Source organism: Aeromonas sp. L_1B5_3, from assembly GCF_963866575.1.
Taxonomy (GTDB): domain Bacteria; phylum Pseudomonadota; class Gammaproteobacteria; order Enterobacterales; family Aeromonadaceae; genus Aeromonas; species Aeromonas jandaei.
In genome coordinates this window covers 1-26,572 of sequence record NZ_CAWMDN010000006.1, presented here as the reverse complement: position 1 = coordinate 26,572, position 26,572 = coordinate 1, and the positions used below count along the sequence as shown (strand labels likewise).

Genomic DNA, 26,572 nt, shown 5'->3' with positions numbered 1-26,572 from the left:
GAGATGTGTATAAGAGACAGTCATAGCCCTCTTCCAACCAAGCTCGACATTGCGCCGCCTTTTTCCTTGCCTCGGAAAGCGACAGCCCCCCCTCTTGGCCGGTATAGGATCCCAGAGTCAGGTTTTTTGCCTTGCCTACAATTCGATAACGGTACACGAAGCTGACTTTTCCGCTATTCCTCCACAGAACAGATAGCCCATCCCTGTCCGCAACCTTTCTGGGCGTATCATCATCGTGACCACGCAGCATTGCTTTGAGTTTTGAATCTGAGATTGCCATTTTGAACCCACACTTGAACCCACACTTGTCTTATATCCCCTAAGATGACTTTAGACAACCATGGAAATTTAGACGATATAAATCAACAATATAGATGCAACCTATAGACATAACCAAACAGCATTAGACACGCAGTGTGATAATACGGCATGAACTGATTGCTGGCCTGATGCCGCGCAAGCGGAACAGGGCAAAGATGAAAGGCGCCGGGTAGCAATACCCGGCGCCTTTCTTTATGCTCCCCTTCCCACTTCCCCACTACAAGCGCTATGAACCGCACGCCCCTGCTGCTGATGGTACTGGTCACCCTGCTGGCCGCCGCCGGCTGGCTCTTCTCGAAAGAGGCGATCCGCGAACTGCCGCCCGCCGCCTTTATCGGCAGCCGCTTTCTGCTGGCCGCCCTGCTTTTGCTCCCCTTGGCCTGGTTGCGCGAGCCACCGCCGAGCCGAGCCCAGATGGTGCGCGCTGCCGGTTGTGGCACCCTGCTCGGCGCCAGCCTGTTGCTGTGGGTCACCGCTATCAGCCAGAGCGATGCGCTCGGCAGCGGCGCCTTTATCATGAGTGTCGCCACCCTGATGGCCCCGCTGGCCGCCTGGGCAGCCTTTCGGGCCAAACCCGGCCGCCACTACTGGCTCACCCTGCCCATCGCTATCGCCGGTTTGCTGCTGCTCTCCAGCAGTACCCACTGGGGCGTGTCGCTCTCGCTGTTCTGGTTTCTGGCGGCGGCCACCACTCTCGGCATCCAGCTTGCCGTCCATCGCCACTTCGCCCAATCCATCGCCCCCACCTGGCTCACCTGCATCCAGCTGGCGATGACCGGTCTGCTCGGCACCCTGCTCTCACTGCTGACCGAGCAGTGGCCCGAGGCCGGTGTCAGTCACAGTATCTGGGGCTGGTTTGCGGCGAGCGTCTTGATCGCCACCACCCTGCGCTACTGGCTGCTCACTCATGCGTTGAGCAAGATGACTACCGCTCACGCAGCCCTGATGATGCTGCTGGAACCGGTCTGGACCCTGATCCTGAGCACCCTCTTCTATGGCGAGCCGCTCGGCGGCGCCAAACTGGCTGGAGCCGGACTGGTGCTCGGCGCCCTGGTGCTCTACCAACTACCCCTGCTGCTGCGCAGTGCACGGCTCAAAACGCCCGTCTGATACGCGTCACTGCCCTGCGGGGCGGTGTCATCATCTCCCTCCTGTTTGCCTATCTTGTCCTGCCAATGCTGACGTTCTGTTAACGGCATTTAACCCTCGGTATCCATAGGGTTAAAGGGCATACCCCATGAAAAAATGCCATATGGCCAGCTTGATGAAGGTCACATTCCTCCCCCGCGACCCTCCCTATCATGCCCCCATCATTCGCCAGCCTCGCGGGCGGGCGATGGCACTTAAGTGGAACACTCACGAATAACAAGAGAAAAAACTATGCAGCAAACCAGCCCCCTCAAGACGGTCACGGTCAGCATATTGGCAACCGCCATGCTGATCTTTGTGGCCCAGTACCTGATAGGCAAACAGGAGATCAAGATCGGCATCGCCATCATCCCGATCCTGCCAATGCTCTTTGCCGTCATCATCGGCATGATTGTCTCCGCCAAACCGGTCAAGGATCGCATCCCCGGCTGGAAACAGCTCTTCACCGAAAAAGAAGAGGGCTTCTGCGGCAAGATGGTAGGCTTCAGCCTGCTGATCCTGGGTACCCAGTACGCGGGGATGATCATCCCCAACCTGAAGATGATCCTGAGCGTCGGCGTGCCGCTGTTCCTGCAGGAGATTGGCAATCTGCTGCCGATCCTGATCGCCATTCCGCTGGCGGTGAAGTTCGGCTTTGGCCGCCGCGCCATCGGGGCCTGCTCCTCCATCAGCCGTGAGCCGTCCGTTGCGGTCATTCAGGGCAAGTTCGGCACCGGCTCCCAGGAGTACATCGGTGTGCTGGCCATCTACCTGTGCGGCTCCGTCATTGGCACCCTCTGGTTCAGCGTGCTGGGCAGTATCGCCCCGCTCACCGGTCTGCACCCGCTGGCGCTGGCTGCCGGCTCCGGCGTGGGTTCAGGCTCCATGCTGAGTGCCGCCTCCGGCGCCCTGATCAACGGTCTCGACGAAGCGCTGGCTCAGCAGGTGCTGAGTATCGCGGCAGCCTCGAACCTGCTCTCGTCTGCCCTCGGCGCCCTCTCTCTCACCTATCTGGGTCTGCCGCTCGCTGAAAAAATCTATGCCCTGACTGCCAAAGGAGAGAAAGCATGAAAAGCATCGTAATGGATATGCGGTTCGTCTTTCTGGCGATCCTGCTGGCCATGTTTACCCAGACCCTGACCACCGGCACCCCGCTCTGGCTGATGGGTGACAGCTTTATCGCCATGTCACTGGTGGTGTTCGCTTCGCTGATTGCCAAGCGCTACCTGCCCTCCTCCCTGCCGGCATTTGCCTATGCCACCATCATCGGCATTCTCATCTGCCTGCCGGAGACCCCGGTGCGCGGTCTCTTTATCGACGCCGTAGCCAAGATCTCCTTCCTCTCCTGCTGCGTACCGCTGCTGGCCTTCGCCGGTCTCTCGGTGGGCGGTCAGCTGGAAGAGCTGAAGAAGATGTCCTGGAAAGTGATCCTGATCTTCATGATCGTCTCCACCTGCTGCTTCTTCGGCGCCTCGCTGGTGGCCCAACTCGGCTTCTCCATTCAAGGGATCATCTGATGAACAACATCCACATTGAACCGGCCCTGCTGGCCCTGCGCGACTTCAGTCAGGAAGTGCGCCACCACCTGCACACCATTCCGGAGGCCTCCGGTGTCGAGTTCAAGACCTCGGCCTACTGCCGCGAGCTGATGGCAGGCTTTGGCTACCGTCTCACCGACTATCCGGGCTTCACCGGTTTCCACGGCGATCTGGTGGTTGACCCGGTACTGCCGACCATCGCCTTCCGTGCCGACATGGATGGCCTCGAGATGCACGACATGAGCGACGTTGCGTTCAAATCGACCCACGAGGGGATGGCTCACAACTGTGGTCACGACTCCCATATGGCGATCGCCCTGACTGCGGCCAAGTTTCTGGCCGCCAACCGCGATCGTCTGCAGTACAACGTCCGCTTTATCTTCCAGATGGCAGAAGAGGATATGCGGGTGCCGGGCGCCGAGAAGATGGTGGAATTGGGCTGCATGAAGGGGGTGGACGAGGTCTATGCCCTCCATAACGACGGCGCCATGGAGACCGGCACCATCAAGTTCAACAACGGAGTCATGTCCTCCTGGGGCTCTGCCTGGACGCTGGATGTGCACGGTATCTCCGCCCACGGCTCCACCCCCCACAAGGGGCTGGATGCCATCCGCGAAGCGGTGCGGATCATCGAGGATATGGACTACATCGTCGCCAAGCGCACCAGTCCGTTCAGCCCGGCGGTGTTTGGCTGCGGCATGATCAACGGCGGCACCATCCCCAACGCCATCGCCGACCATGTGCAGGCGCGCGGCACCATCCGTGCCATGGATGCCGAGACCGACCAGATCCTGAAGAACAGCTTCAAGGAGATCGTGGCCCAGAGCGAACTTCGCGGCTTCAAGACCAAAATGGTCTATGCCGGGTATCCGGCGGTCGAGAACCACGCAGATGCCTGCGCCCGTCTGCTGCAAGCGGCCGCCGACGTATTGCCCTCCGAGGGGATCAACGCTCAGGGTCAGCCGATGACCGGCAGCGAGGATTTCAGCTACATGGTCAACGCCTGCCGTAGCCGCAAGGGGGCCATGTTCTTCCTCGGCAGCGGCTGTCAGGCCAAGGGGATCTGCAACTACCTGCATGCAAACCCCTACTACCTCGATGACGACTGCCTGCTGGTCGGAGCCCAGATCTTTATCAATCTGGCGACCCGCAGCGCTTAATCCCGCATCCCGATAAAACCAGAAGAGAGGCCAAGGCCTCTCTTTTTTTGTCTCTGTATTTTTGCTCTGTGTACGACAAACAACCTGCGGCTAGAGCCACGGCAACTCCGCCATATTGGCGGCGGGCGGCTGGTTGATAAGGTGCAGCTGCACCGTCTCCCGGCTGATATGGGGGGCGTAGAGGTGGATAAAGTCGTACATGTAGTCGCGCAGGTGGGCATGTTTGCGCAGGCAGATGTGGGTGGCGCTCGAGGCGATCAGGTGGTCGATATTGAGGCTCACCAGATCCTCCCTGTCCCCCTCGTCGAAGGCCACGCTGGCAATCACCCCGACCCCCATCCCGAGCCGGACGTAGTGCTTGATCACATCGGTGTCGGTGGCGGTCAGCACGGTTTTCGGCGAGAGGCCATGGCGGCTGAAGGCCTTATCCATCTTGGAGCGGCCGGTAAAGCCGAACACATAGGTGATGAGGGGATAGCGGGCCAGATCGGCCATCGAGAGCGGCTGACAGTCGATCAGCGGATGACCGTGGGGCACCACCACGCTGCGCCCCCAGCGATAACAGGGCACCGCAGCCAGTTCGTCGAACAGATACATGGACTCGGTGGCGATCGCCATATCCACATCGCCGCTTTGCACCATCTGGGCCAGCTGGGCAGGCGCCCCCTGATGGAGCTGGATCGCCACATCGGGATAACGACAGCTGAACTCGGTGATCACCGCTGGCAGCTTGTAGCGCGCCTGAGTGTGGGTGGTGGCGATACGCAGCACCCCGCTGGTGGCCAACTGCTCCCCCAGCGACAGCTGGTTGATCTGCTCCACCTGCGCCACTACCCCCTTGGCCAGCTCCATCACCTGCTCGCCTGCGCTGGTCAAGCCGACCAGATTCTTCCCCTTGCGGGTAAAGAGGGCGAGCCCCAGCTCATCTTCCAGCATCTTCATCTGCTTGCTGAGGGTTGGCTGGGAGGTATAGAGCTTCTCCGCCGTCGCCGAGATGTTGAAGTTGTTCTTCACGATCTCGGTAAAGTTCTTGAGCCGGGCGATGTTCATCTGGGCAAGGGATCTCGCTGCTGCGGCCAGTGGGGCTGACCTGAAAAAGAGAGAGCGGGGCTGGCCCCGCAGCTGACTGCCGACCATACCACAGCGCGGCGCACGATAATCTGCCCCAGGTCAGAAAGCGGCGAGCTAGTCGCTGGCGAGCTTGATCCCGAGTCCGACAAACAGGGTGCCGATGCCCCGGTTGAGCCAGCAGCCGAGACGCTGTGACAACCGTACCCTGTGGCTGGCATAGACGGTGGTAAAGACCAGCAGATGACACCAGATGATACCGCCCAGATTGAAGATGCAGCCGAGCAGGATAAAGGCGAGCGCCTTGTCGGGGGCATCCGGTGCAATGAACTGGGGCACGAAGGCTAGGAAAAAGAGCGCTACCTTGGGGTTGAGCACATTGGTCAGCACCCCCTGCCGGTAAATCTGGCCATAGGAGAGGGCTGGCAGGGTGGCCCCTCTCTCCATGGAACCCGTTGCTTGCTGGCGCAGCAGGGAGAACCCCAGATAGATGAGGTAGATGGCGCCAGCCAGCTTGATAAGGGCAAACAGTTCGGCCGACGCGCTGAGCAGGGCCGACAGACCGAGGGCCGCCGCCAGCACATGCACCATGACACCGGTGCCAATGCCCAACGTCGCGACCGAACCGGCACGCCACCCTTGCGAGCCGCTGCGCAGCATGACCAGCAGAGAGTCGGGCCCCGGCATGATATTGAGCAGCAACCCCGAGACCATAAACAGTGCAAGATCATGAATACCGAACATCCCCCCTCCCCTCGTAAAGAAAAACCAAACAAAGAGGGCTCCGCAGAGCCCTCTTTTCTTTCACTCTGCGGCAGCTGACGCATCATCAGCTGTCCCGCCAGCCATCAGGGCCGCAGCGCCTTGTCCGCCCGCGAGATGCCGCAGACGCCGGAGCGCACCACTTCGATGATCTCGTTGGTCTGGGCGGCAGTCTTGATAAAGGCATCCAGCTTCTCGCTGGTGCCGACCAGCTGTACCGTGTACTGCTCGGGGGTGACGTCGACGATCTGGCCGCGGAAGATATCCGCCAACCGTTTCAGCTCGTCACGGGCCCCACCGGCGGCACGCGCCTTGACCAGCGCGATCTCCCGCTCGATATGCTCCCCTTCACTCAGGTCGCACACCTTGAGCACATCCACCAGCTTGTGCAGCTGCTTCTGGATCTGCTCCAGCACCCGCTCGTCACCCATGGTGACTATGGTCATGCGTGACAGGGTGGGATCCTCGGTCGGCGCTACCGTCAGGGTCTCGATGTTGTAGCCGCGCTGGGAGAAGAGACCCACCACGCGGCTCAGGGCGCCGGATTCGTTCTCCAGCAGTACTGAAATGATGTGTCTCATCAGGTTCTCTCCGTCTTGCTCAGCCACATCTCATCCATGGCGCCAAACTTGATCTGCATCGGATAGACGTGCTCATCCGGGTCGACCGAGATATCCATGAACACCAGCCGATCCTTCATGGCAAAGGCTTTCTCCATGGCGCTCTCCAGCTCAGCCGGATCACTCACCGCGATACCGACGTGGCCGTAGGCTTCCGCCAGTTTGACGAAGTCCGGCAGGGACTCCATGTAGGAGTGGCTGTGACGGCCGCCGTAGAACATCTTCTGCCACTGCTTGACCATGCCCAGCGCACGGTTGTTGATGGAGATGATCTTGATGGGCACCCCGTACTGCATGCAGGTAGAGAGCTCCTGAATGTTCATCTGCACCGAGCCGTCGCCGGTGACGCAGCAGACCACCGCATCCGGGTTGGCAAACTGGGCCCCCATGGCGGCCGGAATGCCGAAGCCCATGGTGCCGAGGCCCCCCGAGTTTATCCACTGGCGCGGTTTGGCAAACGGGTAGTAGAGCGCGGCAAACATCTGGTGCTGGCCGACGTCGGAGGCAACGAACGCCTCACCCTGAGTCACCTTGTAGAGGGTCTCGATCACCTGCTGCGGCTTGATCTGGGTAGCCGACTTTTCGTAGGCCAGACAGTGACGGGAGCGCCACTGGTTGATCTGGCTCCACCAGTCCGCCAGCGCCTCCTTGTCGTTATCGAAGCCACACTCGCGGATCACTTCCAGCATCTGCTCCAGCACGGTTTCCACCGAGCCGACGATGGGCACATGGGCCTGCACTGTCTTGGAGATGGAGGTGGGGTCGATGTCGATATGGACCACGGTGGCATTGGGGCAGAACTTGGCCACGTTGTTGGTGACGCGGTCATCAAAGCGGGCTCCCACGGCGAAGATGAGATCCGAGTTGTGCATGGTCTTGTTGGCTTCGAAGGTACCGTGCATCCCCAGCATGCCGATGGATTGCGGATGGGTGCCCGGGAAGGCGCCCAACCCCATCAGGGTAGTGGTCACCGGCAGGTTCAGCAGTTCCGCCAGCTTGATCACCAGATGATCCGCGTTGGCGTTGATGGCACCGCCACCCACATACATGACCGGGCGCTGGGCATCCACCAGTAACTTGGCGGCCCGCTTGATCTGGCCCTTGTGGCCCGACTTGGTCGGGTTGTAGGAGCGCAGGGAGACCGTCTCGGGGTATTCGTAGGGGAATTTCTCTTTCGGATTCTGCACATCTTTGGGCAGATCCACCACCACCGGCCCCGGGCGGCCGCTGGCGGCAATGTAATAGGCCTTCTTGATGGCGGCCGGAATGTCGCTGGCTTTCTTGCACAGGAAGCTGTGCTTCACCACCGGGCGGGAGATACCGATCATGTCGGTCTCCTGAAACGCATCCTCACCGATCATGCTGGTCGGCACCTGACCGGAGAGGATCACCAGCGGAATGGAATCCATATAGGCGGTGGCAATACCGGTAATGCAGTTGGTTGCCCCCGGGCCGGAAGTGACCAGCACGGTTCCCACCTTGCCGGTGGAACGGGCGTAACCGTCAGCCATGTGCACCGCGGCCTGCTCGTGCCGCACCAAGACATGCTCCATCTTGCCGTTTTCGAAGAGAGCGTCATAGATGTCGAGCACCGAGCCACCAGGGTAGCCAAAGACGTGCTCCACTCCCTGATCCTCCAGCGCTCTAACCACCATCTGGGCGCCTGATAACATCTCCATGATAAAGCCCTCCAGGCTTTGCTCCGTTTAGCGAATCCCGCCGACGATGCCGTGCTTCCCGGCACGGCCCGATCCGTTTCTTGTTGTTATCTGAAGGCAGATCGGCCCAATTCAGCCCCGTCGGCAGCAGAAAAAAAGGATTTTTCCATCATTGACCCGAAAATCGGGTGAAAAACCAACTTAACCCGCCAATGAACGCTTGTCCACGGCTTTGTCGGCGGGTTCCAGTCAGACATTTCAGACAGTGCCCGGCCATAAGAGCGGCGGTAACAGAAAGGGGAAGCTGTCACGCTGATAGGCAGAGAATTGTGCTGGCAGGTGAAAAAACGGCAATAAAAAAGCCCGCCGACAGGGGCGGGCTTTGTGGCAGTAGTGCGACCTAGTGGTCATCTTCCGGCTCGGCCAACCAGATCTGCTGATCCGGATCGGTCTCTTCACTGACCGAGATGCTGACACCCATATCGAGCAGCTCGTGCAGGGTGAGATTGTCAGCCAGGTTCATGACTTCGCCGTTTTCATTGGTAAAGCGCATTTGCTCCATCCTCTCCTTGGTGGGATCGCCTTTCAGTCTAGTCAACCGCGCTCACTTGCGATAACCAGCAGCCAGACAAACCTTCACCACCCTCCAGCTCGCTCAGGCGATCGCTCACCTCTTCGGGAAACAGAGTCCTCCCCCAGAGCCGACGTGACAGAGAGGAGACGCTCTCCTCGGCCCCTGCAGCCAGCCAGCAGGCCAACTCCCTCGCCACATCGGGGTAGCAGACCATCCCCGGCGATGCGCTGTCGAGCCAGCTGCGCACCAGATTGGCATCGAGGTAATCCATCAGGGTCGCCAGCCCCATCATCTCGAGCGTCTTGCCATTGGTCAGCTGCTCGAACTGGCCGCCAAGGGGCTTGACCAGCAACTTCTTGCCGAGGCTGAGCGCCTCGGAGGCGAGTTCGAAGCCGGCGTTGGAGATGACGCCGCGACACCCCGCCAGCACCGTCAAAAAAGCGGGGCGCGAGGGGGGCTCGAAGCGCAGGTTGCGCCACTGGCTCGGGTTACGAATGGCTGGGTGAAAGCAGACGAAGCGCTGCTGGCCAAAGCGCGACAACAGGGCGGCGATCGCCTCGGTCTGCTCGAATGGCAGATAAACCAGGATCTCGCCGTTATCCGGCATCACCCGAACAGGATCGATCACCGGTGGCAAAATTGGCTGGCCGAAGTGAAACCAGTGCAGCCCGAGCGGCTGATTGACCGGCGCAAAGTGGCGCATCAACTGGCGACTCAAGCCATCTTCACCCCAGCGGGGGATCGGCCAGTTGAAGCTGGCCTGATGGCTGACGGTAAGGCTCGGGATGCCGCAGCGGCGGGCGGCATGGGCGGTCAGCGGCTCAAAATCGCTCACCACCAAATCGTACCCGTGGCAGTCGAGCCTTTGCAGATCCCGCCAGAAGGTGAGCGGCGATGCCGCCTGCAGGGTACGCCACGGCGAGACCCGCCCCTCATGACTGACAAAGGTGAGCCCGGCAAAGGTGCGGTACTCCCCGAACTCTTCCATATCGAAGTAACGGTCAGCGGGTCGCCCGCTGAAGAGATAATCCACCTCGACCCCGGCCGCTCGCAGCGCCCGGGCCAAGGTGCGGCTGCGGCTGATATGGCCGTTGCCGGTGCCTTGCACGCCAAACAGTATCTTCATCCCTGACTCCAGCAGAGGGCTATCAAGGCGCAGCCGCCCCCCAGCAAGGCGCCAGCCACCAGATCGCTCAGGTAGTGAACCCCGAGCAGCAGCCGGGATGCTCCCACCAGCGCCGCCCAGCCAAACAGCAGCGGCGCCCAGAGCGGAAAACCGGTCGCCAGTATGGTGGCCATCAAGAAGGCTGCGGCAGTATGGCCGGAGGGAAGGCTGTAACGATCGGAGGGGGTGATAAAGACCGGCAAACCGACTGGCCGTTGCCGTTTCAGGCTGTTTTTCAGCAGTAGATAGAGCGGCAATTCGATGGCAAAGGCGAGCAGCGCCAGCTTTACCAGCTCGCGTTCACTCTCCCCCTGCCACCAGAGCAAGGCGGCCAGCACAGCGTAAAGCGGGCCGTCACCGGTACGGGAGACAAGGCGACTCACCCTGGCTTGCTGCCGGTTATAGGTGTGCAGCAGACAGACCCGGCATACCTGCAGGTCCCATTGCTGGATCTTGTTCATAACCCCTCCTTCCCCGAGATCTCATTGCAGAGTAGGGAGGCGGGATGACAGGGTGTTGAACGGGGGATAACAGATTTATGAAAAAAGGGCCAAACGGCCCTTTTTAATCGATGGGTTGTGCGGTTATCAGTGATTGCCGCGCAAACCGGTCTCCATCAGGCGGCAGTTGTGATCCGCCAGACGAGCCATGAACTGTTCGTCCACTTTCAGGCCAAATACCTGTTCGTAAAGATCTTTCATCACGAACGGCTGCCACATCATGCTGAGGAAGGAGATCTTCAGCATCTCGGGATCCAGATTGTCACCCAGCTCGCCGTTGGTTTTCATGGTTTCCAGCAGGGCGTCGAACTGCGGCAGTTGACGCTCCAGCAGACGGCTCAGCACAAAATCCCGGCCCGGGCTCTTCTCGGTCGACAATGCGCTGGAGATAGCGGAAGTCAGCTCGCTGTTGGGCGCCATCACCTGATAGTAGGTGTTGAGCAGCTCGTTGAGGCTGTGGTTGCTGTGTTCATCTTGCCAGGCATGGTCAAGCGGCTCGGCGACATCACCCAGTACCGCCTTGTAAAGACCCTCTTTACTGCCGAAGTAGTAGTGGATCATCGCCAAGTTGGAGCCAGCCAGCTCCGCGATTTCGCGTGTAGTTACCTTGCTATAGGGAGTATTGAGAAAACGCTCACGGGCGGCAGCAAGCAACTTGTCACGAATGTCAGAACGTCCGACCGGACGACCTGGTCTACGTTTTTCCATTTAACACCTCAGAAAATTCAGCCAATGCTGATAAGTCGATCTGGTTGTGCAGAGATAGAGAGCACAGCAGGAATGACCAGATAATCCGTCATGGGCCGAATATGGGACAAGGAAATTTGCAATCCTTTACAATCCGATTAAATATCCCAGCAGATTTCCCCTGACTGCGCGTGTTGACACAGCATAAAAATCTCGATATTGGTAAAGGCGTTATCGACTGCAAGGACAACAACGTCATGCGTATTGCCACCCCGCTACTACTAATCTCCCTAATCGCGTTAACTCGCGCGGGATCCTTGTAGCCGGGCTAAGGCATAGCCGGAATTTACAAAAACCCGTGCACCCTGCACGGGTTTTTTTATGCCGCAGCAGGATGCACGTCACCGAACTTAGGAAGAGGGAAGTCACATGTCAGATCGGGTCATCATATTCGATACTACCTTGCGTGATGGTGAGCAGGCCCTGGCGGCCAGTTTGACAGTCAAGGAGAAGCTGCAGATTGCCCAGGCGCTGGAGCGGCTCGGTGTCGACGTCATGGAGGTAGGCTTCCCGGTCTCCTCTCCCGGCGATTTTCACTCGGTGCAGACCATCGCCCGCCATATCAAGAACAGCCGGGTCTGCGCCCTCGCCCGCGCCCTGCCCAAGGATATCGATGCCGCCGGTGAAGCCTTGCGGGTTGCCGACGCCTTTCGCATCCATACCTTCATCTCCACCTCCTCCATCCATGTGGAGAGCAAGCTGAAAAAGAGCTTCGAGGATGTGCTGGAGATGGGCACCAGCGCCATCAAGCATGCGCTGCGCTACACCGACGATGTGGAGTTCTCCTGCGAGGATGCGGGCCGCACGCCGATTGATAACCTCTGCCGCATGGTGGAGGCCGCCATCAAGGCCGGCGCCCGCACCATCAATATCCCGGATACCGTCGGCTACACGGTGCCGACCGAGTTCTCCGGCATCATCCAGACCCTGTTCAACCGGGTGCCAAACATCGACAAGGCCATCATCTCGGTCCACTGCCACGACGATCTGGGGCTCTCGGTAGCCAACTCCATCGGCGCAGTGCAGATGGGAGCTCGCCAGATTGAGTGCACCATCAACGGTATCGGCGAGCGGGCCGGCAACTGCTCGCTGGAAGAGGTGGCGATGATCCTCAAAACCCGCGCCGATCTGCTCGGGGTGCACACCAACATCCGTCACAACGAAATTCATCGCACCAGCACGCTGGTCAGCCAGCTCTGCAACATGCCGGTGCAGCCCAACAAGGCGATCGTCGGGGCCAATGCCTTCTCCCACAGCTCCGGCATTCATCAGGATGGCGTGCTCAAGGCAAAAAACACCTATGAAATCATCACCCCCGAGAGCATTGGCCTGACCCAGAACAACCTCAACATGACCTCCCGCTCCGGCCGCCACGTCATCAAGCACCGGATGGAGTCCATGGGCTACGCCGAGAGCAGCTACGATCTCGACCATCTCTACGCCAAGTTCCTCACCCTGGCCGACAAGAAAGGGCAAGTGTTCGACTACGACCTGGAGGCGCTCGCCTTCTTCAGCCAAATCCACGAGGAACCGGAGCACTTCAAGCTGGAGTACCTCGGCGTGCAGAGCGGCAGCTCGGTGCTGGCGACCGCCTCGGTCAAGCTCAAGGTGGGCGGTGAGGTGGTCAGTGAAGCAGCCACCGGCAACGGTCCGGTGGATGCGGTCTACCAGTGCATCAACCGCATCACCGGCTACGAGATCCGCATCGACAAATATGCCCTCAAGAGCAAGGGCGAAGGGGAAGATGCTCTCGGTCAGGTCGATATCGTCGCCGAGTACAAAGGGCGCAAATTCCACGGCATGGGGCTCGCCACCGACATCATCGAATCCTCAGCCCATGCCCTGCTGCATGTGATCAACAGCATCTGGCGCGCCGATCAGGTCGCCGAACAGATGGAACGCAATAACACAATCAAGACGGAGACAGTATGAGCAGTTATCGGATCGCAGTATTGCCGGGTGACGGCATTGGCCCGGAAGTGATGGCCGAGGCCGTCAAGGTGCTGGCAAAAGTACAGGCTAAATTCGGCTTCTCCCTCGACTATCAGCACTTTGATGTGGGCGGCATTGCTATCGACAACCATGGCACTCCGCTGCCGCAGAGCACCATCGCGGGTTGCGAAGCATCCGATGCCGTGCTGTTCGGTTCGGTGGGCGGCCCGAAATGGGAGCATCTGCCCCCCAACGATCAGCCTGAGCGTGGCGCCCTGCTGCCCCTGCGCGCTCACTTCAAGCTGTTCTGCAACCTGCGTCCGGCCCGTATCTATACCGGTCTGGAACAGTTCTCCCCGCTGCGAGCCGACATCTCGGATCGCGGTTTTGACATCGCCTGCGTGCGCGAGCTGACCGGCGGCATCTACTTCGGCCAGCCCAAGGGACGCGAGGGAGAAGGAGCGAACGAGAAGGCATTCGACACCGAGGTGTACCACCGCTTCGAAATCGAGCGCATCGCCAAGATAGCGTTCGAATCGGCTCGCGTGCGCCGTGGCAAGGTCACCTCCATCGACAAGGCCAACGTGCTCGCCTCCTCCATTCTGTGGCGCGAGGTGGTGACCGAAGTCGCCAAATCCTACCCGGACGTGGCGCTGAACCATATGTATATCGACAACGCCACCATGCAGCTCATCAAGGATCCCTCCCAGTTCGACGTGCTGCTCTGCTCCAACCTGTTTGGCGACATTCTCTCCGACGAGTGCGCCATGATCACCGGTTCCATGGGGCTGCTCCCCTCCGCCAGCCTCAACGAATCGGGTTTCGGCCTCTTCGAACCGGCCGGTGGTTCGGCCCCGGACATCGCAGGCAAAGGGATCGCCAACCCCATCGCCCAGATCCTCTCCGCCGCCCTGATGCTGCGCTACAGCCTAGGCCAGGAAGCCGCCGCCCAGGCCATCGAGCAGGCCGTAGCACAGACCCTGGCCGAGGGTTACTTCACCGCCGATCTGCATCAGGCCAGCGCCCGCCATCCGGTGCAGAGCACAGCCACCATGGGCGACCAGATCGCAGCCCGGATCTGAGCTGAAGAACAGATAACAAGGAAGAGAGAAGCAATGGCCAAGACCCTCTATCAGAAAGTATTCGACGCCCATGTGGTCCGGGAAGTGGAAGGGGAAACGCCCCTCATCTACATCGATCGCCATCTGGTACATGAAGTGACCAGCCCGCAGGCATTTGATGGCCTGCGCGCCATGAACCGCCAGCTGCGTCGTCCGGATCTGACCTGGGCCACCATGGATCACAACGTCTCCACCACCACCAAGGACATCGCCGCCTCCGGCGAGATGGCCCGCATCCAGATGGAGACACTGGCAGCCAACTGCAAGGAGTTCGGGGTTCGCCTCTACGATCTCAACCACAAATATCAGGGGATCGTCCATGTGATGGGCCCCGAGCTCGGCATCACCCTGCCCGGCACCACCATCGTCTGCGGCGACTCCCACACCGCCACCCACGGCGCCTTCGGTTCGCTGGCGTTCGGTATCGGCACCTCCGAGGTGGAGCATGTGATGGCCACACAGACCCTGAAACAGGGTCGCGCAAAGACCATGCGGATTTCGGTCAATGGCAAGCTGGCCGAGGGGATCAGCGCCAAGGACGTTGTACTGGCCATTATCGGCAAGGTCGGCCACGCCGGTGGTACTGGCTACGTGGTGGAGTTCGCTGGCGAAGCCATAGAAGGGCTCACCATGGAAGGGCGGATGACGGTGTGCAACATGGCCATCGAGCTGGGCGCCAAAGCCGGCATGATCGCCCCCGATCAGACCACCATCGACTACATCCGTGGCAAGGAGTTTGCCCCCAGGGGCGAGGCGCTGGAGCAGGCTATCGCCTACTGGCAGAGCCTCAAGAGCGATGAAGGTGCCCACTTCGATGCCGAAGTGGTGCTGGACGCCGCCGACATCGCCCCGCAGGTCACCTGGGGTACCAACCCGGGTCAAGTAATTGCCGTCAATGAGCCGATTCCGGCACCGGAATCTTTCAGCGATCTGATGGAGCAGCAGTCCGCCCGCAAGGCGCTCGCCTACATGGACTTGCAGCCGGGCCAGAAACTCTCCGATGTCGCCATCGACAAAGTGTTCATCGGGTCGTGCACCAACAGCCGCATCGAGGATCTGCGCGCCGCCGCCGCCATCGCTCGCGGTCGCAAGGTGGCCGCCGGGGTGCAGGCGCTGGTGGTGCCGGGCTCCGAGCAGGTGAAGGCACAGGCCGAAGCCGAGGGTCTCGACAAGATCTTCATCGAAGCGGGCTTTGAGTGGCGCCTGCCCGGCTGCTCCATGTGTCTGGCCATGAACAACGACCGGCTGCAACCGGGGGAGCGCTGCGCCTCCACCAGCAACCGCAACTTCGAAGGGCGTCAGGGCCGCGCTGGCCGTACCCATCTGGTGAGCCCGGCCATGGCTGCCGCCGCAGCCGTCACCGGCCGCTTCGCCGACATTCGCGCACTGTAAGAGGAAAGAGTGATGACAGGATTCAAACAGCATAAAGGGATCGTCGTCCCCCTCGACAGCGCCAACGTCGACACCGACGCCATCATTCCCAAGCAGTTTCTGCAGAAGGTCAACCGCATCGGTTTTGGCAAGCACCTGTTCCACGACTGGCGCTTCCTGGACGATGCTGGTCTGCAGCCCAACCCCGAGTTCGTGCTGAACCAATCGCAGTTCGCCGGTGCCAGCATCCTGCTGGCCCGCGAGAACTTCGGCTGTGGCTCGAGCCGCGAGCACGCCCCCTGGGCGCTGGCCGACTACGGCTTCAAGACCATCATAGCCCCGAGCTTTGCCGACATTTTCTACGGCAACGCCATCAACAATGGCATGGTACCGGTGCGCCTGAAGGAGGAGGAGGTCGATGCCCTGTTCCAGCTGGTGGCCGCCAAACCGGGCATCCAGATTGAAGTGGATCTGGAAGCGAATCAGGTACGCGCCGGTGAGCTCAGCTTCGGTTTCGAGATCGACGAGTTCCGCCGTTACTGCTTGCTCAACGGGCTGGATGCCATCGGCCTGACCCTGCAGCACGAGGCCGCCATCAGCGCTTTTGAAGCGAAGCAGCCGAGCTGGATTTAACGCGCCAGTTGCAAAAAAACGAGTAGAATCAACAGGGAGCTTCGGCTCCCTCTTTTATTTCCGCCAATGCGCTTCAACCAGCAGGCCAGGGATGCGGCCTCAAGACAGGATAAGGACGATGAAGAGAACGACGGCGATATTTTTACTCTGCACTTTGCTGGCGCTGCCGGTTGCAGCTGCCCAGACCTACTTCACCAACAGCCTCGGCCAGATCAATGTCGGCTGGCAAGATAGCGCTGGCAAACCCCGCCAGCTCACCTATCGGCTGGAGCAGGGCAAACTGCCGCCCCTTATCGCCTATCGTCCGGCACGAATGGAAGAGGAGGTACTGCAAACCCTGCTGCGCGGGGTACGCGAGAACTACCCCGAGGTGCAGTTTACCCTCTCTCGCCCCTCCCTCGAGCTGCATCTGAAAAGTCACAATCAGGATAAGGCCAAAGAGGCCATGGCCTGGCTGGAAACGCAACGGGGCAAAGAGGAGCAGGCGTGGCTGACCAAACACTACTTCCAGTACTTTACTCCACCGGATGGCCAGCTGGCGGTTAAGCAGGACCATGTTCGCATTGCGTTGGAGAGCCGCAGCACGGTGGCGCCGCTGGCTGAGCAGTTGAAACAGCAGGGGAGCAGCGAGCCGGAAGCGCGCCAGAAAACCGTGGCCGAGATGCTCGCCTTTATCCAGAGCATCCCCTACCAGCAGCTGGACAGTCTGAACGGACGGCAGGGCAAGGGGTTTCTCACTCCCCGTCAGGTACTGGAACAGAACCGCGGCGATTGCGACAGCAAGGTGACCCTTATGGCCGCCCTGCTGGCCCAGCTCTTTCCCGAATTGAAACAGGCCATGGTCTTTATCCCGGGCCACGCGATGCTGGCAGTCGACCTGCCCACCAAACCAGGTGATGCCACCATCAGCTGGCAGGGACAATCCTATCTGCTGCTAGAACCTACCGGCCCTGCCGCATTACCGGCTGGCCAAATAGCATCGACCAGCAAAACGCTGGTCGATGGCAAGCAGTTGAGTGTACAACCGGTTCAGCCCAAAGGCTGAAACTCCACCGCCAGCAGCAATCCTGTCTCCTCCTCCAGCACCCGAATGATCCGGGCATGGGCTTCGAAAGGGGGAAGCAGGTTGTTGTTGGTTGCGAGGCTGATCCGGATCGGCTGGGTTGTATCAAGCTGGTGTTCCGCCACCGAGATCCCCATGCCGTTGGCACTGAGATCCCGACAGATGCCCTCCAGTACCTGATGCTGCTGATAGACGGTAACCGGAGCATTGATGACCATACGTGCAAAAGCACGTCTTTCCTTGGTACTGGTAAGCACGCGAAGATCCTCTGTTGAGTGGGAATCATCTCATGGGCAACGCACAATTGTGCTGGTCTACCCAAAAGAACGTTAATACAATGCGGTGCGTTTCTCAAACGGGGTGCGGTTTACCGCTGAGATTATACCCGTGAACCTGATCCAGATAATGCTGGCGGAGGAATTTGAGGCACGGCGCTCATTTTTTGCGCCCTCATCCGCTGGCACCTCATAATGGAGTGCCCTTGATGAAAACCCTGCTGCTGGTCGCCACCAGCCTGCTCTCGGCTCAGGCTTTCGCCGCCGACACCCTCACCGTCTACACCTACAGCTCCTTCACTGCCGACTGGGGGCCCGGTCCCAAGATCAAGCAAGCCTTCGAGAAGGAGTGCGGCTGTACCCTCAATCTGGTTCCCCTCGAAGATGGCGTCGCCATCCTCAACCGGCTGCGACTGGAGGGCAACCACAGCAAGGCCGACCTGGTGCTGGGGCTGGATGATGCACTCATCAGTGAAGCCAAGCAGAGCGGCCTGTTCGCCCCCCATCCCGCCAAGCTCGACGGCATCAAGGTGCCGGGTGGCTGGCAGGATGACACCTTTGTCCCCTACGACTACGGCTACTTCGCCTTCGTCTATGACAAGGAGAAACTCAAGCAGCCGCCCAAAAGCCTGAAAGAGCTGGTGGAGCGCCCCGATCTCAAGGTGATCTATCAGGATCCCCGCACCTCTACCCCGGGGCAGGGGTTGATGCTGTGGATGAAGTCTGTCTACGGTGACAAGGCTCCTGAAGCCTGGGCCACGCTTGCCAAGAAGACAGTCACCGTCACCAAGGGGTGGTCCGAGGCCTATGGCATGTTCCTCGATGGCGAAGCGGACATGGTGCTCTCCTACACTACCTCCCCCGCTTACCACCTTATTGCCGAGAACAAGCCCCAGTATCAGGCTGCCGCCTTTGAGGAGGGTCACTACCGTCAGGTGGAAGTGGCCGCCAAGCTGAAGAGCGCCAAACAGGAGAAGCAGGCTGACCAGTTCCTGCAGTTTATGGTGAGCCCCGCCTTCCAGAACGAGATCCCGACCGGCAACTGGATGTATCCGGTTATCGACACGCCGCTACCCAAGGGCTTCGAGCAGATGATCACCGTAGCCAAGCCGCTCGCCTTCAGTGCCGATGAGGTGGCCGCCAATCGCAAAGGGTGGATCCGCGAATGGCGGCAAGCCGTCGCACAGTGAGTCAGCTCGCGCTGAAGCAACAGGATCGCCCCCTCTGGTGGCTGCCGGGCAGTGCAGCCACCCTGCTGATCCTGCTGTTGTCCCTCGGGCCGCTGGCGGCCCTGCTGTGGCAGGCCGGTTCGCTGGCGCCGCGCACTTTGCTGGCAGACCCCTATCTGCGCCATGTGCTGGGTTTCAGCCTTTGGCAGGCGCTGCTCTCCACCCTGCTGAGCCTGGGGCTCGCCATTCCGGTGGCCCGCGCGCTGGCACGGCGCCGCTTCATTGGCCGACCCCTGCTTATCAAGCTGTTCGGTCTTTCGCTGGTACTGCCGGTCATCATCGCCATCTTCGGCATCGTGGCTGTACACGGCAAACAGGGGTGGCTGCCGCAACTGCTGCGCAGCTTGGGACTGGATCCCGGCAACTATCTCTACGGCCTGTTCGGCATTCTGCTGGCCCATGTCTTCTTCAACATGCCGCTGGCGGCACGTCTCATCCTGCAGAGCATCGAGAGTATCCCCGAATCGAGCTGGCGCCTCGCCAGCCAGCTCGGCATGCGCTCATCCCATATCTTCCGGCTGCTGGAGTGGCCGCTCATTCGCGGCATATTGCCCGGGCTGGCAAGCCTCATCTTTATGCTCTGCTTCACCAGCTTCACTACCGTGCTGGCGCTGGGCGGCGGCCCCAAATCGACCACCCTGGAGGTGGCCGTCTATCAGGCGCTGCGCTTTGACTTCGATCTCGCCACCGCTGGCGGATTGGCGCTGGTGCAGCTCATCCTGACCGCCACCCTGCTGCTCCTGCAGCACAAGCTGCAGACTACGCCGGCCAGTCGGGTGACTCCCCGTCGTCCCTGTCTTCGGCCGGATCGCCATCAACCGGGCACGGCCTTGGTGGATCTCTTCTCGCTCTGTATCGGCCTCGCCATCTTTCTGCCACCGCTGCTGGCCATCGTCGTCGCCGGCCTCCACCCCGGCCTGCTGACGGCGCTCACTTCCGCCAAGCTGTGGCAGGCGAGCGGCCAGTCGCTGTTGATTGCATTGGCAGCCGGAGCCTTGGCTACCCTGCTCGGTGGCGCACTGCTGCTCACCAGCCGTCATCTGCGGGTACGGGCTCGCAAGCGACGGGCTGCCGCCCTGTGGGAGGCCTGCGGTTCGGTGATCCTGATGATCCCGGCCGTGGTGCTCTCTACGGGCCTGTTCATCCTGTTTATGCCCTTTGCCGACGTGTTCGCCCTCGGGCCCTGGCTGGTGGTGCTGGTCAACGCCCTGATGGCGCTACCCTATGTGCTGCGCACCCTCTCCGCCCCCATGCAGCTGGTGGTGCGCCAGTATGACCGGCTGGCGGACAGCCTGGGAGTACGTGGCCTGCATCGCCTGCGACTGGTGGAGTGGCCGCTGCTGCGCCGCCCGCTGGCACTGGCGATGGCACTGTCGATGATCCTCTCATTGGGTGATCTTGGCGCCATCGCCATGTTTGGCAGCCAAGAGCTCACCACCCTGCCCTGGCTGCTCTACCAGCAGCTTGGCAGCTATCGATTGACCGAGGCAGCCGCCACCGCCCTGCTGCTGCTGACACTCTGTTTCTCCCTGTTCTGGCTGGTTGAACGGGGACTTGGAGGAAAACATGCTGAACATTGATACGCTGGTGACCAGCTACCCCGACTGGCGCGTCAGCTTCAGCGCGAAGCTGCCCAAGGGGGAGATCACCGCGCTGATTGGCCCAAGCGGCGCAGGCAAGTCGACCCTGCTCGGGATGATCGCCGGTTTCGTGCCGGTGGAGTCAGGCAGCCTCAGCTTCGATGGCGAAGATCTGTTGCCGCTGGGCCCGGCCGAGCGACCAGTCACCACCCTGTTTCAGGATCACAACCTGTTCCTGCACCTGTCGGTGTTCGACAATATCGCCATCGGCTTGCACCCGGGTCTGCGCCTGAGTGCAACCCAGCGAGCACAAGTGATCGATGCTGCCGCGCGGGTTGGTCTCGGTGAGATGCTAAGCCGCCTGCCGGAGCAGCTCTCCGGCGGCCAGCAGCAGCGAGTCGGGCTGGCCCGCGCACTGGTTCGGGGCAAACCACTGCTGCTGCTGGATGAACCCTTCTCGGCCCTCGATCCGGCCCTGCGTCGGGAGATGCTGGCGGAAGTGGCCCGCCTCGCCTGCGAGCAGGGCATTACCGTACTGATGGTCTCCCACAATCCGGAAGATGCCCAGCTGATTGCCGATCAGGTGCTCTTTGTAGACGAGGGCCGCATCGCCCTGCAGGGAAAGCCGGATATTCTGCAAAACAGCAACCACCCGGGGCTGCTGCGCTATCTGGGTCAATAGCCCTTGGCACAAGACTGCACCGAGATCAAAAAGGGGAGGCCGATTGGCCTCCCCTTTTAATGCAAACATATCGGGTGAAATCAGAGGTTCTCCTCGGCGAACGAAGCCAGTCGGCTGCGCACCACGCCATTGAGGAAGATGTTGGCACTGCCGTCAAAATCCTTGAAACGCTCGACAATGTAGGTCAGACCCGAGGTCACCGGGCTCAGGTAGTTGGAGTCGATTTGGGCCAGGTTACCGGAACAGACGATCTTGGTGCCCTCGCCGCAACGGGTAATGATGGTCTTGATCTGGGAAGCCGTCAGGTTCTGGCACTCATCCAGCAGCACGAAGGTGTTCTGGATGCTGCGCCCGCGCATGAAGTTGACCGATTTGAACTGGATATTGGCCTTCTCCATGATGTAGCTGAGCGAGCCGCTCATGTTCTCATCCTGCTTGTGCAGCACCTCCAGAGTATCGGTTACCGCCGCCAGCCAGGGCATCATCTTCTCCTCCTCGGTACCGGGCAGGAAGCCGATGCTCTCGGCAATTTCCGGGGTATTTCGAGTGACGATCACCTTCTCGTAGATCCCCTTCTCGATCACCAGCTCCAGCGCAGCAGCCATGGCCAGCAAGGTTTTACCGCAACCGGCCGGGCCGGTCAGGATCACCAGATCGATGTGCGGATCCAGCAGTGCATCCAGCGCCATCCCCTGATAGACGTTCTTGGGATGTACACCCCACGCCTTGCGGGACATCAGTCGCTCACGCCCCAGATCCTTGATACGGATCTTCTGGCTATCGTGGCTGAGCACCCGGGCAGCAAAGAAATTCTCTTCATCCACCAGATACTGGTTTACGTGAACCCCCTCCAGCAGGTTGGCATCGATCACATGGATGGTATCGCGGCCGTGGGTCTCGCTCTCACACTCGCCAACCCGCTCCCAGAAGCTGCCGGGCACCACCTGAAAGCCCTTGGCCAGAAGGCGGATATCGTCGATCAGCTGGTCGCTGCGATAATCCTCAACGTGGGCAAGACCGGCACCTTTGGCCTTGAGGCGCATGTTGATGTCTTTGGTGACCAGCACCACTTGACGCTTCAACTCATGCTTTTGCAGATAGAGAGCCGCGTTGATGATGCGGTTGTCGGCCTCCTTGTCGGTGAACACCTCGGCATCCTGCGGCAGATGGTGATCGCTGAAGATGCAGATATGGCCGCTCGCCTCGCCGGCCAGCGGTACTCCTTGCGCAATCTGCTCCGGAGTCGCATCGCGGAACACATCTTCCAGCGCACGGATGGCTACCCGCGCGTCGCGGCTGACATCCTTGTGACGATCCTTGATGTTATCGAGCTCTTCCAGCACCGTCATGGGGATGAGCACATCGTGCTCTTTGAAGGAGTAGATAGCGAGGGGTTCGTGAAGCAGAACGTTGGTATCCAGGATAAACAGCTTTCGGTCCGTATTGTCCATAAGCATCCTCCTTGGCACTGAAGGGCCACGTGTGTGAATCTCGGATGTCATTGAAACCACACGGCCGTGACAGTTTTATTACCTTCAACGCTACGCCCGATTTTACCATCACGCAACAAATCACTTGCAGCACCAGAATCGTTCGAACAGAAAATCAGCAATAAAAAACCGGCCATCGGGCCGGTCTTTTTATTTATCTAGCGGATTAACCACATTTGGAATCGCCACAATTGAGGCAAGTCATGCAGCCATCCTTCAGCACCAGCGCCTTGGTGTGGCACTTGTAGCAGAGCGCCGCATTGGCCGGGAAACCGCTGCCAGCCTGTTGCTCTTCGGCCTCCTGAGCGGCTTTCAACTCAGCCTGTTTCTCGGCCAGAAACGCCTGCTGATGCTCGTCCAGCCCCGGCGCCTTGAGCATGCCGATCTCGGTGAGATGGCTCTCGATCACGTTGCCGATTTCGGCGATCAGCGATGGAACGTACTTGCCCTTGTTCCAGTATCCGCCTTTGGGATCAAACACCGAGCGCAGCTCCTCCACCAGGAAGGTGACATCTCCACCTTTGCGGAATACGGCTGAGATAATGCGGGTCAGCGCCACGATCCACTGGTAGTGTTCCAGACTCTTTGAGTTAATAAAGATCTCGAACGGACGGCGGGTTTCGTGGACCGTGCCCTCGTTGAGAATGATGTCGTTGATGGTGATAAACAGAGAGTGCTCGGAGACATGCTCCGGCGTCTTCAGCTTGTAGGTGGTTCCCATCAGTCGCTCCGGACGCAGCACGGTTTCATGCATGTGCACCACGTCATCCTGCGGGGCCAGCTCTTCTTGCGGCTCATCCTTGGTACGCACCTTGTAGGCGACGATTTTCTTGTCGATCTTTTTGACCATAATGTCGTTCTCAGAATTTACCGTAATAGCCTTCTTTCAAGGCGTCGTAGAGGTTGGCGGCAGTGTGCAGCTCACCATCGTATTCAATCTCTTCGTTCCCCTTGACGGAGATGACGGAGCCATCCTCCAGGGTGAAATCGTACAGGGTGTTCTCCAGATCCTTCTCCTTCACCAGCACGCCCTGGAAAGCCTCCGGATTGAAGCGGAAGGTGGTGCATCCCTTGAGGCCGGAGTCCGAGGCATACATGTAGATGTCCTTGAACTGCTCGAACGGGAAATCGGTCGGCACGTTGGCAGTCTTGGAGATGGAGGAGTCGATCCAGCGCTGGGCCGCCGCCTGAATGTCCACATGTTGCGCCGGGGTGATGTCATCGGCAGTAATGAAGTAGTCTGGCAGACGGCTCGCCTCATCATCGGCATAGGGCATGGCGGACGGATTCACCAGCTCGCGATAGGCCAGCAGCTCGAAGGAGTAGACATCCACGCTCTCCTTGCTCTTCTTGCCCGGCTTGATGACGTTGCGGCTGTAGTGGTGAGCAAAGCTCGGCTCAATGCCGTTGCTGGCGTTGTTGGCCAGTGACAGCGAGATGGTGCCGGTCGGTGCAATACTGCTGTGGTGAGTGAAACGCCCACCCACTTCGGCCAGCTCGGCGACCAGCGCAGGATCCACTTCGGCAACCTGCTGCATATAGCGGCTATAGCGCGCATGCAGCACCTTGCCCTTCACCTTGTCACCCACCTTGATGCCATCAGCCGCCATTTCCGGGCGCAGACGCAGCATCTTGCAAGTCACTTCAAACTCCTGCTCCATGATGGGGGCAGAGCCTTTCTCCTTGGCCAGACGCAGGGACTCCTGCCAGCCAGTCATCGCCAGCTCCTGGGATACCTGCTCGGTAAAGGCCACGGATGCCGCAGAGCCGTACTTGATCTGCAGCATGGTCAGGGTCGAACCAAGCCCCAGGAAACCCATGCCGTGACGGCGCTTGGCTGTGATCTCCTCGCGCTGTTTGGCTAGCGGCAGCTGGTTGATCTCTACCACGTTGTCGAGCATGCGGGTAAAGATGGCTACCACCTTGCGAAACGCCTGCCAATCGAACGCAGCGCTTTCAGTAAAAGGGTCGCGTACAAACTTGGTCAGATTGACCGAACCCAGCAGACAGGCACCGTAAGGCGGCAAAGGCTGCTCGCCACAGGGATTGGTCGCGCGGATCTCTTCACAGAACCAGTTGTTGTTCATCTGGTTGACCTTGTCGATCAGGATGAAGCCGGGCTCTGCATAGTCATAGGTGGAGGTCATGATGACATTCCACAGCTTGCGGGCTGGCATGGTCTTGTAGACCTTACAAGCGACCTGCCCCAACTCGTTGAATACAACCCCTTCCTTGTTGGGCCAGTCGGCCCATAGCACCTGAGCGGGATCGTCCAGCGCAATGCCATCCTGCTCCACCTCTTTAGCGGTATAGGGGAAGATCAGCGACCAGGGGGCATCCTCTTTCACCGCCTTGACGAAATCTTCGGTGATGAGCAGGGAGAGGTTGAACTGGCGCAGACGGCCATCTTCGCGCTTGGCCTGAATAAACTCGATCACATCAGGATGACGGATATCCATGGTGCCCATCTGGGCGCCACGACGGCCGCCGGCTGACGAGACGGTGAAACACATCTTGTCGTAGATATCCATGAACGAGAGCGGGCCTGAGGTGTAAGCACCTGCACCGGAGACAAAAGCACCGCGTGGGCGCAGGGTCGAGAAGTCATAGCCGATACCGCAGCCAGCCTTCAGGGTCAGCCCCGCCTCGTGCACCTTACCGAGAATATCATCCATCGAATCCTCGATGGTGCCGGAGACGGTACAGTTGATGGTCGAAGTGGCAGGCTTGTGCTCAAAAGCCCCAGCGTTGGAGGTGATCCGGCCCGCCGGAATGGCGCCATTGCGCAGTGCCCACAGGAAAGGCTCATACCAGGCCTCCGGTTCCAGCTCCTGCTCCGCCAGCGCCCGAGCAACGCGCTGGTAGGTCTCGTCGATAGTGCCATCGACAGGATGCCCATCCTTGCTCTTGAGGCGATATTTGCTATCCCAGATCTCGAGGGACGTTTCCTGGAGGGGGATGAGGCGGGAGCCAGCTTCGCTCTCCAGCACCGGGTTGGATTTAGCCATTTTCAATCAACCTTATATGAATGCATCAACGTCATGACAGTAGTAGAAAACACAACCAATAGCGCCATTAGAAAAAAACAACACAATATATAGTGATGGTACTGCCATGAGGGCGCAGATTCTATCCTAAAAAAATGCCCTGGCCAGCAGGTTTCTGCGCCAGGGCACTTAACTGATTAATTTACTGAGAGATTTAACACTCAGACATGGATCAGGGCTTCTTGACGTAAACGGTCGGCGTATCACCCGCCATATTCAGATAGAACTCATAAACCCCGTCGGCATCCGGTGAGAACTTCATATCCTCATATTTGGAACAGGGATTGACCGGTACAGCCTCGCCACCGAGTACGGCAACGCCATCGCTCGGGCTCTTATAACCGAAGTTGGTGCCACAGCTCCAACCGGAGTCAGCAAATTTGAACTTGTAAGGGGCCCACTCTTTCTTGAGGGTGCCCTTCGCCATGTAGAGCTTGTCGGCTACCTTGACCACCTTGCTCGCATCGGTCGCCATCCAGTCGTTCATCTCACCGCGCAGATAGATGGACTTGCCGCCAAAATCGCTATTGTCAGTAGCCTGCTCCGCTCCACCGTGGGATGCACAACCACCTAATACCAGGGTTCCCGCCGCCAGTATCGTCGTTACTGTTCTTTTGAACATGTATCTATTCCTTAATTTATTGTGATTCCTTGGTCCATCCATGTGGACGAAGGCATTAAAGCAGAGCAGGAATCACAAGAAAGGTAGAATCATCACATTCTGTACTTTTTATGCCCAACCCCGGACGGGCAAATCAAAAGACGAGAGCAAGATCACTCCGGTTTTGGTGCAACAAAATTGAATAGAGAAGGATTAAAAAGCGAAGTGATTGAATGGATTAGTGGAAATAGAGGCTTTTCGGGAAGGAGACGTAATTTTCAGGCAATAAAAAAACCCCGCTCGATGA

Annotated in this window: 25 protein-coding genes and 1 riboswitch; of the genes, 12 read left to right on the top strand and 13 right to left on the bottom strand. The window is 59.5% G+C overall.

Annotated elements, in window-relative coordinates; translation table 11 throughout:
* Positions 1-549 precede the first annotated feature (549 nt).
* The 4 genes from AACR93_RS01455 (at position 550) to AACR93_RS01440 (ending at position 4,147) form a co-directional block, all read left to right on the top strand.
* The gene (locus AACR93_RS01455) at positions 550-1,431 is read left to right on the top strand and encodes a DMT family transporter (RefSeq protein WP_043852152.1); all 882 of its coding nucleotides are present in this window, start codon (positions 550-552) and stop codon (positions 1,429-1,431) included.
* A gap of 270 nt (positions 1,432-1,701) precedes the next feature.
* Positions 1,702-2,520 carry a DUF3100 domain-containing protein gene (locus AACR93_RS01450; RefSeq protein ID WP_005339140.1) on the top strand — a complete coding sequence of 273 codons (819 nt, stop codon included), beginning with the start codon at positions 1,702-1,704 and terminating at the stop codon, positions 2,518-2,520.
* Positions 2,517-2,966, top strand: a complete 450-nt coding sequence (locus AACR93_RS01445) for a hypothetical protein (protein WP_033114935.1) — start codon at positions 2,517-2,519, stop codon at positions 2,964-2,966. The genes AACR93_RS01450 and AACR93_RS01445 overlap by 4 nt, the downstream gene beginning before the upstream one ends.
* Positions 2,966-4,147: a M20 metallopeptidase family protein gene (locus AACR93_RS01440; protein WP_043852151.1), complete on the top strand. Its 1,182-nt coding sequence runs from the start codon at positions 2,966-2,968 to the stop codon at positions 4,145-4,147. Before AACR93_RS01445 ends, AACR93_RS01440 begins: the two co-directional genes overlap by 1 nt.
* Before the next feature lie 90 nt (positions 4,148-4,237).
* Here AACR93_RS01440 and AACR93_RS01435 read toward each other — a convergent pair whose 3' ends face one another.
* From AACR93_RS01435 to AACR93_RS01400, 8 genes are all read right to left on the bottom strand, one after another.
* Entirely contained in the window at positions 4,238-5,197 is a 960-nt protein-coding gene (locus tag AACR93_RS01435; RefSeq protein ID WP_043852150.1) for a LysR substrate-binding domain-containing protein, read from the bottom strand.
* A gap of 135 nt (positions 5,198-5,332) precedes the next feature.
* Positions 5,333-5,959, bottom strand: a complete 627-nt coding sequence (locus tag AACR93_RS01430) for a LysE family translocator (RefSeq protein WP_043852149.1) — start codon at positions 5,957-5,959, stop codon at positions 5,333-5,335.
* A gap of 104 nt (positions 5,960-6,063) precedes the next feature.
* Positions 6,064-6,558: an acetolactate synthase small subunit gene (gene ilvN / locus AACR93_RS01425; RefSeq protein ID WP_005311605.1), complete on the bottom strand. Its 495-nt coding sequence runs from the start codon at positions 6,556-6,558 to the stop codon at positions 6,064-6,066.
* Entirely contained in the window at positions 6,558-8,276 is a 1,719-nt protein-coding gene (locus AACR93_RS01420; RefSeq protein ID WP_043852148.1) for an acetolactate synthase 3 large subunit, read from the bottom strand. Before AACR93_RS01420 ends, ilvN begins: the two co-directional genes overlap by 1 nt.
* 379 nt (positions 8,277-8,655) lie before the next feature.
* Positions 8,656-8,808, bottom strand: coding sequence for a hypothetical protein (locus tag AACR93_RS01415; RefSeq protein WP_104015791.1), 153 nt, complete (start codon positions 8,806-8,808; stop codon positions 8,656-8,658).
* 37 nt (positions 8,809-8,845) lie between these two features.
* On the bottom strand, positions 8,846-9,955 hold the full coding sequence (locus tag AACR93_RS01410; protein ID WP_043852147.1) for an MJ1255/VC2487 family glycosyltransferase: 1,110 nt from the start codon (positions 9,953-9,955) through the stop codon (positions 8,846-8,848).
* Positions 9,952-10,455 (bottom strand): phosphatase PAP2 family protein, encoded by a 504-nt coding sequence (locus AACR93_RS01405; RefSeq protein WP_043852146.1) that lies wholly within the window; start codon positions 10,453-10,455, stop codon positions 9,952-9,954. The genes AACR93_RS01410 and AACR93_RS01405 overlap by 4 nt, the downstream gene beginning before the upstream one ends.
* Positions 10,456-10,581: 126 nt before the next feature.
* Positions 10,582-11,202 (bottom strand): TetR/AcrR family transcriptional regulator, encoded by a 621-nt coding sequence (locus tag AACR93_RS01400; protein WP_033114941.1) that lies wholly within the window; start codon positions 11,200-11,202, stop codon positions 10,582-10,584.
* A gap of 408 nt (positions 11,203-11,610) precedes the next feature.
* Between AACR93_RS01400 and leuA the strand changes: the two genes are divergently transcribed.
* The 5 genes from leuA (at position 11,611) to AACR93_RS01375 (ending at position 17,343) form a co-directional block, all read left to right on the top strand.
* Positions 11,611-13,173: a 2-isopropylmalate synthase gene (gene leuA, locus AACR93_RS01395; RefSeq protein ID WP_043852145.1), complete on the top strand. Its 1,563-nt coding sequence runs from the start codon at positions 11,611-11,613 to the stop codon at positions 13,171-13,173.
* On the top strand, positions 13,170-14,255 hold the full coding sequence (gene leuB, locus AACR93_RS01390) for a 3-isopropylmalate dehydrogenase (protein WP_041210378.1): 1,086 nt from the start codon (positions 13,170-13,172) through the stop codon (positions 14,253-14,255). The genes leuA and leuB overlap by 4 nt, the downstream gene beginning before the upstream one ends.
* A 33-nt stretch (positions 14,256-14,288) precedes the next feature.
* A complete protein-coding gene (gene leuC, locus AACR93_RS01385; protein WP_043852144.1) occupies positions 14,289-15,686 on the top strand; it encodes a 3-isopropylmalate dehydratase large subunit in 1,398 nt (465 codons plus the stop codon).
* Positions 15,687-15,698: 12 nt separating this feature from the next.
* Positions 15,699-16,298, top strand: a complete 600-nt coding sequence (leuD, locus tag AACR93_RS01380) for a 3-isopropylmalate dehydratase small subunit (protein WP_043852143.1) — start codon at positions 15,699-15,701, stop codon at positions 16,296-16,298.
* Between the two features lie 118 nt (positions 16,299-16,416).
* Positions 16,417-17,343: a hypothetical protein gene (locus AACR93_RS01375; RefSeq protein ID WP_043852142.1), complete on the top strand. Its 927-nt coding sequence runs from the start codon at positions 16,417-16,419 to the stop codon at positions 17,341-17,343.
* Here the strand turns inward: AACR93_RS01375 and AACR93_RS01370 are convergent.
* Entirely contained in the window at positions 17,328-17,618 is a 291-nt protein-coding gene (locus AACR93_RS01370) for a PilZ domain-containing protein (protein WP_041210374.1), read from the bottom strand. The two genes, AACR93_RS01375 and AACR93_RS01370, sit on opposite strands and share 16 nt — an antisense overlap.
* Positions 17,619-17,707: 89 nt before the next feature.
* A riboswitch (TPP riboswitch) is annotated at positions 17,708-17,798 on the top strand.
* Positions 17,799-17,845: 47 nt separating this feature from the next.
* Here AACR93_RS01370 and thiB point away from each other — a divergent pair.
* Genes thiB through thiQ form a run of 3 tightly spaced genes read left to right on the top strand, consistent with a single transcriptional unit; the run spans position 17,846 to position 21,127 of the window.
* Positions 17,846-18,826, top strand: coding sequence for a thiamine ABC transporter substrate binding subunit (gene thiB, locus AACR93_RS01365; protein WP_043852141.1), 981 nt, complete (start codon positions 17,846-17,848; stop codon positions 18,824-18,826).
* A complete protein-coding gene (gene thiP / locus AACR93_RS01360; RefSeq protein WP_043852140.1) occupies positions 18,802-20,445 on the top strand; it encodes a thiamine/thiamine pyrophosphate ABC transporter permease in 1,644 nt (547 codons plus the stop codon). Before thiB ends, thiP begins: the two co-directional genes overlap by 25 nt.
* Positions 20,432-21,127, top strand: a complete 696-nt coding sequence (gene thiQ, locus AACR93_RS01355) for a thiamine ABC transporter ATP-binding protein (protein ID WP_043852139.1) — start codon at positions 20,432-20,434, stop codon at positions 21,125-21,127. Before thiP ends, thiQ begins: the two co-directional genes overlap by 14 nt.
* Positions 21,128-21,207: 80 nt before the next feature.
* On the opposite strand, the gene AACR93_RS01350 is transcribed toward thiQ, so the two are convergent.
* The 4 genes from AACR93_RS01350 to AACR93_RS01335 all read right to left on the bottom strand — a co-directional run bounded on the left by AACR93_RS01350 (position 21,208) and on the right by AACR93_RS01335 (position 26,286).
* Entirely contained in the window at positions 21,208-22,578 is a 1,371-nt protein-coding gene (locus AACR93_RS01350; protein WP_043852138.1) for a PhoH family protein, read from the bottom strand.
* A 205-nt stretch (positions 22,579-22,783) separates the two neighbouring features.
* A complete protein-coding gene (locus tag AACR93_RS01345; protein ID WP_041210370.1) occupies positions 22,784-23,467 on the bottom strand; it encodes a TSCPD domain-containing protein in 684 nt (227 codons plus the stop codon).
* 10 nt (positions 23,468-23,477) lie between these two features.
* Positions 23,478-25,625: an adenosylcobalamin-dependent ribonucleoside-diphosphate reductase gene (locus AACR93_RS01340; protein ID WP_043852137.1), complete on the bottom strand. Its 2,148-nt coding sequence runs from the start codon at positions 25,623-25,625 to the stop codon at positions 23,478-23,480.
* A 211-nt stretch (positions 25,626-25,836) separates the two neighbouring features.
* Positions 25,837-26,286 (bottom strand): pullulanase, encoded by a 450-nt coding sequence (locus AACR93_RS01335; RefSeq protein WP_043852136.1) that lies wholly within the window; start codon positions 26,284-26,286, stop codon positions 25,837-25,839.
* Positions 26,287-26,572 lie beyond the last annotated feature (286 nt).

What these genes read in the sequence shown, in the direction of transcription:
- AACR93_RS01400 (WP_033114941.1), bottom strand. Translation starts at nt 11,202, where the DNA reads ATGGAAAAACGTAGACCAGGTCGTCCGGTCGGACGTTCTGACATTCGT.
- ilvN (WP_005311605.1), bottom strand. Translation starts at nt 6,558, where the DNA reads ATGAGACACATCATTTCAGTACTGCTGGAGAACGAATCCGGCGCCCTG.
- AACR93_RS01345 (WP_041210370.1), bottom strand. Translation starts at nt 23,467, where the DNA reads ATGGTCAAAAAGATCGACAAGAAAATCGTCGCCTACAAGGTGCGTACC.
- AACR93_RS01445 (WP_033114935.1), top strand. Translation starts at nt 2,517, where the DNA reads ATGAAAAGCATCGTAATGGATATGCGGTTCGTCTTTCTGGCGATCCTG.
- thiB (WP_043852141.1), top strand. Translation starts at nt 17,846, where the DNA reads ATGAAAACCCTGCTGCTGGTCGCCACCAGCCTGCTCTCGGCTCAGGCT.
- leuC (WP_043852144.1), top strand. Translation starts at nt 14,289, where the DNA reads ATGGCCAAGACCCTCTATCAGAAAGTATTCGACGCCCATGTGGTCCGG.
- AACR93_RS01430 (WP_043852149.1), bottom strand. Translation starts at nt 5,959, where the DNA reads ATGTTCGGTATTCATGATCTTGCACTGTTTATGGTCTCGGGGTTGCTG.
- AACR93_RS01435 (WP_043852150.1), bottom strand. Translation starts at nt 5,197, where the DNA reads ATGAACATCGCCCGGCTCAAGAACTTTACCGAGATCGTGAAGAACAAC.
- AACR93_RS01405 (WP_043852146.1), bottom strand. Translation starts at nt 10,455, where the DNA reads ATGAACAAGATCCAGCAATGGGACCTGCAGGTATGCCGGGTCTGTCTG.
- AACR93_RS01335 (WP_043852136.1), bottom strand. Translation starts at nt 26,286, where the DNA reads ATGTTCAAAAGAACAGTAACGACGATACTGGCGGCGGGAACCCTGGTA.
- thiP (WP_043852140.1), top strand. Translation starts at nt 18,802, where the DNA reads ATGGCGGCAAGCCGTCGCACAGTGAGTCAGCTCGCGCTGAAGCAACAG.
- thiQ (WP_043852139.1), top strand. Translation starts at nt 20,432, where the DNA reads ATGCTGAACATTGATACGCTGGTGACCAGCTACCCCGACTGGCGCGTC.
- AACR93_RS01440 (WP_043852151.1), top strand. Translation starts at nt 2,966, where the DNA reads ATGAACAACATCCACATTGAACCGGCCCTGCTGGCCCTGCGCGACTTC.
- AACR93_RS01415 (WP_104015791.1), bottom strand. Translation starts at nt 8,808, where the DNA reads ATGCGCTTTACCAATGAAAACGGCGAAGTCATGAACCTGGCTGACAAT.
- AACR93_RS01455 (WP_043852152.1), top strand. Translation starts at nt 550, where the DNA reads ATGAACCGCACGCCCCTGCTGCTGATGGTACTGGTCACCCTGCTGGCC.
- AACR93_RS01350 (WP_043852138.1), bottom strand. Translation starts at nt 22,578, where the DNA reads ATGGACAATACGGACCGAAAGCTGTTTATCCTGGATACCAACGTTCTG.
- leuD (WP_043852143.1), top strand. Translation starts at nt 15,699, where the DNA reads ATGACAGGATTCAAACAGCATAAAGGGATCGTCGTCCCCCTCGACAGC.
- leuA (WP_043852145.1), top strand. Translation starts at nt 11,611, where the DNA reads ATGTCAGATCGGGTCATCATATTCGATACTACCTTGCGTGATGGTGAG.
- AACR93_RS01340 (WP_043852137.1), bottom strand. Translation starts at nt 25,625, where the DNA reads ATGGCTAAATCCAACCCGGTGCTGGAGAGCGAAGCTGGCTCCCGCCTC.
- AACR93_RS01375 (WP_043852142.1), top strand. Translation starts at nt 16,417, where the DNA reads ATGAAGAGAACGACGGCGATATTTTTACTCTGCACTTTGCTGGCGCTG.
- AACR93_RS01410 (WP_043852147.1), bottom strand. Translation starts at nt 9,955, where the DNA reads ATGAAGATACTGTTTGGCGTGCAAGGCACCGGCAACGGCCATATCAGC.
- AACR93_RS01450 (WP_005339140.1), top strand. Translation starts at nt 1,702, where the DNA reads ATGCAGCAAACCAGCCCCCTCAAGACGGTCACGGTCAGCATATTGGCA.
- leuB (WP_041210378.1), top strand. Translation starts at nt 13,170, where the DNA reads ATGAGCAGTTATCGGATCGCAGTATTGCCGGGTGACGGCATTGGCCCG.
- AACR93_RS01420 (WP_043852148.1), bottom strand. Translation starts at nt 8,276, where the DNA reads ATGGAGATGTTATCAGGCGCCCAGATGGTGGTTAGAGCGCTGGAGGAT.